Origin of the sequence: Streptococcus sobrinus DSM 20742 = ATCC 33478 (assembly GCF_000686605.1) — a bacterium.
GTDB classification, from domain to species: Bacteria; Bacillota; Bacilli; order Lactobacillales; family Streptococcaceae; genus Streptococcus; species Streptococcus sobrinus.
In genome coordinates, this window is record NZ_KK365991.1 from 2,205 (window position 1) to 13,585 (window position 11,381).

4 protein-coding genes are annotated in these 11,381 nt (G+C 44.5%); 3 read left to right on the forward strand and 1 reads right to left on the reverse strand.

Annotated elements, in window-relative coordinates; all coding sequences use genetic code 11:
• The 3 genes from BS63_RS01000000111175 to BS63_RS0110315 all read left to right on the forward strand — a co-directional run.
• Window positions 1-2,403 (forward strand): GbpC/Spa domain-containing protein (locus BS63_RS01000000111175; protein ID WP_032798624.1); only part of this gene is annotated, 2,403 nt, incomplete at its 5' end.
• A 416-nt stretch (window positions 2,404-2,819) separates the two neighbouring features.
• Entirely contained in the window at window positions 2,820-5,591 is a 2,772-nt protein-coding gene (locus BS63_RS0110310) for a cation-translocating P-type ATPase (RefSeq protein WP_019785126.1), read from the forward strand.
• A 637-nt stretch (window positions 5,592-6,228) separates the two neighbouring features.
• Window positions 6,229-8,256 carry a carbohydrate-binding domain-containing protein gene (locus BS63_RS0110315; RefSeq protein WP_028798578.1) on the forward strand — a complete coding sequence of 676 codons (2,028 nt, stop codon included), beginning with the start codon at window positions 6,229-6,231 and terminating at the stop codon, window positions 8,254-8,256.
• A gap of 238 nt (window positions 8,257-8,494) precedes the next feature.
• On the opposite strand, the gene BS63_RS0110320 is transcribed toward BS63_RS0110315, so the two are convergent.
• Entirely contained in the window at window positions 8,495-11,077 is a 2,583-nt protein-coding gene (locus BS63_RS0110320) for a KxYKxGKxW signal peptide domain-containing protein (RefSeq protein WP_019790194.1), read from the reverse strand.
• Window positions 11,078-11,381: the final 304 nt, after the last annotated feature.

Here is an 11,381-nt window from a genome sequence, read left to right on the forward strand (position 1 = left end):
GATAAGGCCAACTACGACAATAAGCTGGCGGAAAAAGCAGCGGCAGACGCCGCCAATGTCCAGGCGCAGGCCCAGTATGCCGCGGCCAAGGCCCAGTATGATGCAGCTAAGGTCCGGTACGATCAGGACAAAGCTCAGTACGATGCCGACAAGGCTGAGTACGATATCGCTAAGGTGCAGTACGACAGTAAGCTAGCTGAAAAACAGGAAGCTGACGCCTTCAATCAAGCCGAAGAAGAGCGCTATACCCGTGAAACTGAGCAGTATCAAAAAGACAAGGCTGATTATGAGGAAGCCCTGTCTGAATATACAATCGAACTCAAAGAATATCAGACAAAACTGGCTCAGTATGAAAATGCCAAGGAAGCCTATAATAAGTTCATAGCCGACCATGGTCTGACCGAAGCAGCAGCAGCGCAAGAATTAGTCTTCCTGAAGGAACCAAATGCGACTCATACTATTACAGGCATTGATACCTATCTGAAAAAAGAAGCTCAGCAGCGCCTTGGCGCTAGTGCTGTTAAACAATATGATTCTAATGCCCTGACAGATGGCGATATTGTTTCCAACAGCCCTTGGGACAATAAGGGAGCAGAGTGGTTAGTTATCAAAGAAGGGGACAAGTTCACAGTTACCTATGACGGCTTGTCTCAATCTGAAATGATTATCAACGGTAAGCCCCAACCTATTACTAAGGTCGTCTATCATTATACAGTTGAAGAACTGCCTTCAGCGAATGGCAAAGGGATTGCCAAGGTTGATGGTGACCCTACTGTCACCCTGACCGTGGGAGCCTCAACAGATGATCCCCAAAAAGAAATTAGGATTACTGTTGATGTTGAGTTCTATGATAAAAACGGTCAAAAATATGACCTGTCACAGCGCAAGGCCATACTGGCTCTTAACTCTCTCAACCACTGGACAGGGGCTGCTTATGCTAATGGTTCCGATAACCCCCGTGAGCTGGTTGTCGAAGCTAAGGATATCAACGGCAATCCGGTTCGCGGAACCTGGAATCCTTACGCAGACGGTAGTTCTCCAGCCTTAAACAACGGTGCGCCTGTTGTGAAATCTGGTCGTGCTACCTTTGACAATGGTGCCATCGTTGATTACTCAGCAGACAATCCACTGAAAATTGTTACCGTAAAATATAGCTGGAATGGCCAAATGTTTGCCCCAGAAGACGGCATTGTCACAGATGCGACTACAGTCAATGCTTCAGGCGGCGGCAACGGCCACTCTACTGGTACGGAAGATTATCAATTCAATGGTAATGATGATGTCCTCGGTACTTATACGATTGATCCTACTAGTGGCCTGATTACCTTCACGCCTAAGAAGAAGTTCCAGAGCACAGAACACCAAGAGTTTGTCAATATCGGTGATAAGGAATTCGTCGCTATTCCTAACTCAAGTGTAACCTACAACCCTGACACTAAGGAAGTCACCTCGGTTAATGATAACCAATATATTGAACACGGCGCCGTCTTTAATGGGGAGTCCACTCCGACCCTGCGCGGATGGGATGATTCAGAATCGCCTTATTTATACTATGGCGGCGGCGGTGTTAAACTGACTGACGGTCATCTTGTTTTCTCAGCTAAGGGGGGCAATGCTGATTATGAACCAACGATTTATTGGTTTGCCATCAACTCAAATGTTGGTTTCCCTAAGGATCCAGGCCAAAGGCCTCAAGAACCAGTTAAACCAGTTGCTCCAACTCCACCAGCCGAACCTGAAAAGCGTGTTGTAGTAGTTCCTCAAGAACCTAAGGAACCAACTGCTCCGACCGAGCCGACAGCGCCAACGCCTCCTGTTCTGCAGGAGGTAGAGGTACCAGACGAGCCCGTGGCCCCAGTTGAGCCGACAGCGCCAACACCGCCTGTTCTGCAGGAGGTAGAGGTTCCGACAGAACCTGTTGCCCCAGTTGAACCAACAGCGCCAACACCGCCTGTTCTGCAGGAGGTGGAAGTACCGGACGAGCCCATTGCCCCGACGGCCCCAGTTGAGCCCATTGCACCAACGCCGCCTGTTCTGCAGGAGGTAGAAGTACCGGACGAGCCAATTGCACCAACGCCGCCTGTTCTGCAGGAGGTAGAAGTACCGGACGAGCCAATCGAACCAACAGTTCCAGCTGTTCCTCTAGTTCAATGGCACAGAAATCTAGTGGTCCAACAATTTACGGTGACCAAACCACAAAAACCACTTCAAAAGTCAAGCTCTAAGCAGGCCGTCACACCTGTTAAGCTTACGGATCCAGCACCAGCAGCTGTAACTTCTGAAAAGACCCTGCCGCAGACTGGTGATACCAAAGACTACGGAATAGCAGTCTTTGGTGCAGGAATTCTGGCTTTCACAGTGGCAACCCTCTTGGGCAGCACCAAGAGACGTGAGGAAGATTAAGCCTAAATCAGAGCCTTATGGCTCACCCTCTAACACACTATATTTCCTTAAAAGAGGATGCCCTAGTGGCACCTCTTTTTTGGGTAAAAGACAGAAGTCGAGTTTTATACTTCACGAAAATCAAAATTTTCTGACGGGCAAGAAAAATCTAAGATTTGAAAACTCTTGGTTTGCAACAATAGCCACTCTGCTTTTGATTTTCAATGAGTATTAAGCAAACTTTGGAAAAACAATAACAGAATAGACACTTTATCTAAAAATTGAACAGTTTTTCCTAGAATTCAAAAAAATCCTATGGTCATAAGGATTTGAACGGTTTACCAGAATCCTGAAAGCATGATTTTCACTTTATTTTTTGCTTCCATTTTTGCTAAATCGTGCTAAAATGTAGGTGTCATTAGAAAGAAGGCGATTACATGACTGATCCAAGTGTTAACTATCAAGGGCTCACTCCCGAAGAAGTCTATCAAACCTTGGCGACTAGACAGTCCGGTCTCTACAATGAAGAAGTGGCTAAACGTCAGACTCAGTTTGGTAAGAATCTTCTCGAAAGCAAGAAGCAAGAATCCAAGTGGCTCAGATTTTTGAAGAATTTCACCAGTCTAATGGCGATTCTTCTTTGGATTGGCGGTTTGGTGGCCATTCTCTCAGGAACTGTTGAGCTAGGGATTGCCATCTGGCTGGTCAATGTTATCAACGGCGTCTTCAGCTTTATCCAAGAAAATCGAGCCCAAAAGGCGACCGAGGCCTTGAAAAATATGCTTCCTTCTTATGCTCGGGTTGTCCGTGACGGGATTGAGCAGAAAATATTAGCCGAAGACTTAGTGCCCGGTGACATCCTCCTGATAGAAGAAGGGGACAAGATTTCAGCCGATGCCAGAATTATTCTCTCGACCGATCTCCAAGTCAACCAATCTCCCCTGACAGGGGAATCCAACCCCGTCCGCAAAAATGCCAGACTTGTCACAGATAGTGATGTGACCGCTTTGGAGGCCGACAATCTAGTCTTTGCGGGGACGACAGTCGCCAATGGCTCGGCTCGTGTTGTGGTGACCGAGATTGCCATGCAGACTGAGTTTGGGAAAATTGCTAATTTGACTCAAACGGTTGCAGATGAGAAGAGTCCCCTGCAAAAAGAAGTAGATCGCCTAACCAAGCAGATTTCGGTCATTGCTCTGAGTGTGGGCATCTTTTTCCTTATGGCTTCTGTCTTCTTTGTCAAGGAACCCCCAGTCAGGGCTTTTATCTTCTCTTTGGGGATGATTGTAGCCTTCATTCCAGAAGGGCTCCTGCCAACCATTACCCTATCTCTGGCTATGGCTGTGCAAAGAATGGCCAGACAGAATGCCTTGGTTAAGAAGTTATCATCTGTAGAAACGCTGGGAGAAACTTCTGTTATCTGTTCCGATAAGACAGGAACTTTGACCAAGAATGAAATGACTGTTCATAATCTATGGACCACTAAGAAGGAATACAAACTGACAGGTCTTGGCTATGCTCCAGTTGGCCAAGTTCTTCTTCACGGCCAAACAGTAAGAGCCAGTCAGGATACTGATCTCAATTGGCTTTTGCGGGGAGCTACGCTCTGCAGCAATGCCAAAATCAGCAGTCCCAATGCTGATAATCCTAATTATACTGTTCTGGGGGATCCGACCGAAGCCTGCCTGGAAGTAGCTGCGCAGAAGGCTGGGATTGATTTATCGGACAATGAAGCAGAAAACTATCGCCTTAAAGAACTGCCCTTTGATTCGGACCGCAAGCGGATGACCACCTTTAATCATCTGTCAGAGGCCATTGATGGCAAAGAAACAGCCTCCTTCACCAAGGGTGCCCCAAAAGAAATTTTGGAGCTCAGTTCCTATGTTCGTGAAAATGGTCAAATCCGTCAGCTTAATGAGCAGGAAAAATCAGCCATTCTTCGAGCCAACGATGCCTACGCCCAAAAGGGCTTACGGGTCTTAGCTCTGGCCTGTCGGATCTATGATGATGAATCTCGTATTCAGGCTGCAGCGATTGACACGGCTGAAAAGGATATGGTCTTCATGGGACTTTTGATTATGCAGGATCCTCCGCGTGAAGGAGTCAAAGAAGCTGTTGCCAAGTGTCATGCAGCGGATATCCGGATCATCATGATGACAGGTGACTATGACCTGACGGCTGTCAGCATCGCCAAAAGTATCGGCATTGTTAAGACTGAGCAGCCGCGGGTTATCAGCGGCCGTATTCTGGCTGATATGTCTGATGTGGAACTGCAGGAAGCTCTGAAAGATGAGGTCATCTTTGCTCGGATTGCCCCTGAACAAAAGTTCCGTATTGTTACCAATCTGCAGGCTCTGGGTCATGTTGTCGCTGTGACAGGCGATGGTGTCAATGATGCTCCTGCCCTCAAAAAGGCCGATATCGGTGTTGCCATGGGGATTACCGGTACAGATGTGGCCAAAGAATCGGCAGATATGATTCTGACCGATGATCACTTCACCTCCATTGTTAGGGCCATTGAAGAAGGCCGAGCCATCTACAGTAATTTACGGAAGTTCCTCAGCTATATCTTCAACAGCAACACATCGGAAGCTGTGCCTTCGGCCGTCTTCCTCTTTTCTAAAGGTCTGGTGCCTCTACCCTTGAGCGTGATGCAAATTCTGGCCATCGACCTAGGCAGTGACATGATGCCCGCTCTGGGACTGGGGGTTGAACAGCCGGAAGAAGGTATTATGAACCAGCCGCCACGAGCCAAGACAGACCGGCTCATCAATTCCAAGATGTTGGTCAAGTCCTTCCTCTGGTATGGCGGTATGGAAGCCTTAGTGGCCATGGCTGCCTTCTTTGCAGTCTTTGCTCTGCATGGACAAAGCCTAGTTAACCTGCCCGCGAATGGAGAGCTCTACCGAGAAGCGACCACTATGACTTTGGGTGCCATCATCTTTTGTCAAATCGGTCAGGTCATGAACTGTCGGACCAAAATCCAATCCATCTTTAAGCGCGGTTTCTTTACCAACCGCACCATCAACTTGGGGCTGGCTATTGAAGTTCTCCTCTTCAGCCTCTTGGCTTATGTCCCTTTCCTTAATGGTCTCTTCGGCACTGCACCAATTACTAGCTTAGAATGGGGCATCCTCATTCTCTGCCCTATCCCAATCTTCCTCCTGGAAGAAATTAGAAAGGCCTGGCTGCGGAGAAGGCAGACTTGATAGACCTATCTAATACTCAATGAAAAAATCAAAAGCAAACAAGGAACAGAGACCCCAGCCGCTAAGGAGATCAGGTTGCAGTAGTTGACGGCTGTCTTGGTACCATTTTGAGGTACAGAAGGACAGCCAATCACCCTTGCTGGGGTAGTCAAATAGTCCGGTAGACTATTTTAGCCCGACACTTGAAATTAGAAAGTGAGGGACCACGAAGGTTTTGATGATTGTCAAAGCCTTTTTTTTCTGTCTGACTCCCTAACGGCAACCGTCCTGGCAGTTGCCTAGCACCCTCGCTAACTAGGATAAAATAGTATGAATAACTATTTTATACTCAATGAAAATCAAAAACAGACGAGGCAACGAACTGCAGATAGTATTGACGTACGGCAAAGTGAGTTAACGAAGTATCTTTTTGATTTTAGAAGAGTATTAGTTAATGTCTGAAGAAGGACAACTGCCTCTATTCATTAAAAACAGCGGATTATGGGTCTTTCGCAGGATGATAAGAGCTGATCTATCACCTAAGATGTCAAAGCTGTCATCATTTTGTTTCCACTTTGTTGCCGGACGTTTAACTTTTTGTAAATTATCCCCGTTAAACTGGTAACAACACTTTTAGAAAGGGTTAAGACATTATATTATGAATAAAAATTACATTTTCAACCGATCTGCGTTTTCTCAGAGCAAGGGACATGACATTAAACGCAAGTCCTCAAAAGGCTTGGTAACGGGTCTTGTCCTAGCTAGCACCATTGTATTACTCGGAGCCAGTCAACCTGCCTCAGCTGACGAGGCAACTGCTGCTAGTGACAGCAGTGATAAGGTGGTTTCTGTAGAGGAGCCCCCTACAGCAGCTGACAGCCAAACAAGCACTTCTGATACTGAAAACACTGCAGCATCCGATCAAACAGCTGATGCTGCTGACATTGATACCGATACGGAATCTGTTGCTGCCGACACAGACAGCCCTAGCAGTCAAACAGCTGATTCAGCTATAGATTCAGATGTCATCAGAGCCGATGCGGCGCATTACCATGAGAGATACGACTGGGATGAAGCACGTGGCCGTGATAGAGATGCACAAAGAGCAAGGGTGATTACCTTTGCTGATGCCAATGCGCAGTCCAACTCGTCAAGGGTCTCCATTGATGGGAAAACTATTACCATCAATCAAGCAGGCACTTATACTCTGACGGGTTCTGGCAATGGTTATAGCATCGGAATTGCAGACAATGTAACTGATGCAGTAACCTTCAATCTTAAAACGCTTGATTTAAGGGACTCTAATATTTCTGCCCGCAAAGATTTGACGCTCAATATCCTCTCGGACAGTTCTCTGGCTTCTTCAACAGCAAACACGATTGAAGCAGGAGGGGCTCTCTATATTTCAGGTAAAAATAAAGCAGCCTTGGTACTGAAAAGTACAGTAGGGCATGCCATCAAGGCAGATAACCTAAAAGTTAAAAAAGTCAACCTTGATTTAACATCTGCTAAAGACGGCATTCATGCTACTAAAAAGGTTACTATTGATGGCTCTGCCATCACGATTAAATCTGATGATGACGGTATTAAAGTTAAAGATGAGAGCGATGTCAATTCAGCAGATCTAAAAATTGAAGATTCAACCCTAACAATTAACGCCCAACATAAAGGACTGGCAGCTTACGATGAGGTAACAGTAGATGGCGCATCAACCATAACTATCACCTCTGGTCATGAAGGGATTGAAGGCCGCTTTGTGAATCTGAAGAAGGGGAACATCACAATCAATGCAGGCGATGATGGGATCAACGCTTCTGAGTGGACGGACAAGGATGATGCTGACTTGTCAAAACTGAAAAACAGTCCTTCCGATATCAAAAACGACTTAGGTATTTTTATTAAGGGGGCTGATATCTCCCTTATTGGCTATGGCGATGGCGTAGATTCTAATGGTAAAATTATTATCACCAAAGGAAGTCTCAAATCACAAAACATTACCAATTACAATTCGGCACTGGATCATGATGGCGATGCCTTGATTTCTGGCGGTACAGCTTGGGCAATCGGACATATGGGATTTTTCCAAGGCTTCTCTAATGGCACACAGCAGGCCTATGTTTCAGCTATTGTTTCCGGACTTGCAGGCGATACTATCACCATAACTGATTCTAAGGGAAGAGTTGTTGCCCAGACAACATCTGAAGTGGATTTTGACCATGTTGTCTTTTCAAGCAAAGATATTCGTAAAGGTAAAACCTATACAGTAACCACCTCTGATGGACATACGACAACTGTAACGGGAACGAAAGACTATATCCAACACAGTAAAGGAAATGTGCCGGACGGAACACCACCGCTTTTACCTAATGGTAAAAAGCCTGCCTTCCCAGGTAATGGAGTGCCACCAGAAAAAAATCCAGCCAATTCTAATGAGGATTCTAAAAATGATGCTAAGGATGGTGATAATGATGACAAGCATCACGCTAAGTTAACTGAAACTGATGCCAAGTCTATTGCGCTGTCAGATGCTGGTCTTACGGAATCTGATGTGAAATCTCTCAAGGTTGAAGGTGATTCGGATGATGATATTCCTGTTTATGAAATCGAATTTAAGCGAGGGGATACAGAATACGATTATACCATCAATGCCCTTGATGGTACAATTACGGAAAAAGATATTTCATAATACTTTTTACGACATTTCGTTTTCAAAATCGATGCTATTTTGAAAATGAAAGAGTAAGGTGACTAGGGAACTCGCTCTAGCGATTATCGCAGTTTATCAGTGGCTTTTAATCACTAATAAACTGGCTAGGTTAGAAAGTATCAAAATTGAAAGTTTTGAAACATAACGAGTATTAGCTATAAAGAAAGGACCCGCTCCAATCGGAGTAGGTCCTTTTGTCTGGACTGATAAGACTTAATCAGACTTTGCTGGGATTGCCACCGCCATCAAAGTGATAAGAAACCCCATCAATGGTCAATTCAGTATTCTTTGCTTGAACACCCTTTTCGTCGAAGTAGCGCTTGGTACCATCAATGGTTTGCCAACCAGTTAACATATGGCCATCTTTGTTGAAGTAGTACCAATTACCTTGAATTTCCTTATATTGATTGCTAGCTGGCGTACCATCCTCATCGAAGTAGTAGGCATTATTTTCGATAGTATAGAAGCCGTTTTTAGATTGGACGCCATTTTCATCAAAGTGACGCTTTAGTCCGTCAATGGTTTGCCAACCAGTCAGGGCTTGACCGCTTTCCTTGTCAAAGTAGTAGAAGTCATAACCATCAGCCTTATATTGCCCTTTTAGAGTGTCTCCTACATGGTCATAGAAGCCGAAATAGTAGAGCTTACCATTGATTTTACGGAAACCATTGTCTACTCTGCGATAATTATCGCCGAAATAATATTTATTGTTTCGAACAATATACCATCCTTTAACAGCTTTACCATCAGGTCCGAAGTAGTAGGATCCGTTTAGAGTGGACTTATCGTCGTTTTGGTACATTTGACCGGTTTCGTAGTCATCGTCATCGAAGAAATATAGATTACCATCGATAGTCTTAAAGCCAGTTGCGTTGCTACCATCTTCATTGCGATAGTAGGTTTTACCACTTCGAGTGTAGAAGCCTGTTGGGAGGCTGTAGGCCTTGCCATCTAGGGTGAAAGGATTACCATTTTCATCGAAACGAAGCTGGGTTCCTTCAATAGTGTAAATACCATTTTTGGCCTGGACGCCTGTCTGGTCATCAAAGAAGCGCAGAGTACCATCAATGGTTTGCCAGAATTTCAGCGGCTGACCATTATCCTTATCAAGGTAGTACCAGTTGCCATTAAATTCACCATAAGTACCTTTGACTTGACTGCCATCTGGTCTGAATAAATAAGTATCGCCATGGAACTTAGCTAAACCGTTTAGGATTTCACCAGTATCTTCTGAAGCGCAATACCAGGTGGAACCATTATCAAGACTAAAGAATTGATTTTCTACTAAGCGACCATCGTTTTGAAAATAATAAGGTTTTCCTTCAATGGTTTGGAAGCCTGTAAGGTTATGACCCTGACCGTCACCGTAGTATCTTTCCCTATCCCAACGATGCCAGCCTGCAGTTGTTGGTGGCTCTAGTGGAATACCATCAATAGATGTTGCTCGGCCATTTTGATTGAAGGTATAGGTCTTACCATCAATTGTTTTTGTTGTATTCTTCACTGCGGCATTAAAAGGATCAGCAAAGTAGAGAATTTCACCATTACGGTTGAGTAAGCCACTATAAGCTTTTCCGTCTTGGTCAAAGTAGAATGGACCAGGGTGAGATTTCACTCGCATGAAAGCGTAATAATCGTTAATGCTACCTTCAAGTATGATATCTCGGCCAAGTTTATTTTCCGAAGTCACAAAGAAGCAGACAGTAGCATCAGAACTGTAGTGGATTTCTCCACTCTCAAATTTTTCTCCTGAGGCAGTTGTAATATTATCATCTTTATCAACGACGGCAACAATCTTACCCTCACCATTAATACGGTACTCCTTATCTCCCACCTTTTGCAGCCCTGTAAAGACAACCCCGTCATCTGCAAAGTAGTAGTAGGCACCATTAAATTTTGTAATTCCTTTTTGATTGGTTATCTTATAATCAGAAGTCCTCACATACAAAAACTTTTTTCCACTTTCGTCTGCTTTAAGGTAAAGTGGAACAGTAAAACTTACTCCAATATCAGGTGAATCATTGGGGACTACTCGACCCTCATTATCAAAAGTATAAACGCTCTCGCCAATCTTTTTGACAGTATTTCGATACTGTTGATAGTTATCAGGGTCAAAATAGTAGCGTTCATTATTTAAACTTAGCCAGCCACCAACCTTTTGACCATCCCCATCAAGATAATAATAGTAATAGTGATTAACTTCAAAATGCGGACTGTTATAAGGGTCAATCAATGTTGGCGAAATATAATGATAGGTTACAAATTGATTAGCGACAGCATCGCCTTGGTCGTTGAAATAGTAGGCCTTACCGTTGACCTCGTGGAAACCACGATATGAAGTTCCCTTAGGTAGGTTGGGGTTGACTTGAAGCCTTTCTGTAGCGGGTTGTTCAGTATTTGTTGGCTGGGCTTGGGGCTGAGTTTGGTCCGCAGGTGTAGCTTGCTTGTCAGAGTTAGCCGTTCCATTGTTAGTTTCTGCGACTGGAATGGCTTGGTCCATTGGGACAGAGTCAGCCAAATCGCTAGCCTTTACTGTGGTGTCAGAACTAGTATCAGATTGGTTTGTCGATTCCTCTGTTTGGTTATCCAGTTTGTCAACTGAAGCAGTAGTGTCGATAGTAGCAACAGGTTTGTTAGCACTTGGCTGGACTTGACTAGTTGAATCGGCTTGCGCTACTGGGCTAGTTTCATCAGCGCTAACTTTGACAGCTCCTAGGCTGGTCAGAGCAAGAACCGTCATGCCGATAGCGACCCAGTGTTTTTTTACCTTGTGCATTTTGACACGGTGTTTCGCTTCCATATAGGACCTCCCCTTCTTGGATGCCAGCAAATAATCTCGTCAGGTTTCTAATGCAAGAGGGTTCAAGAGACAAAATTATTTGCAAATTAAAGTTTTCTAAATTTATTATAGCACCCCAAGAAAGGGCTTACAATATTTTTTAGAAAATTTTTAAGGAGCTTAAAGAGGATTCTCGAAAAATGAACAGACCAGCTAAAATAGAGGATTAAGAGCTAACAAAAGCATAAATCATCGGAAAATCACTTGAATCTCAGACGGCAGCAGTAGTGTATAAAAATAAATTGTCAGAAAATGATTTTTAGAC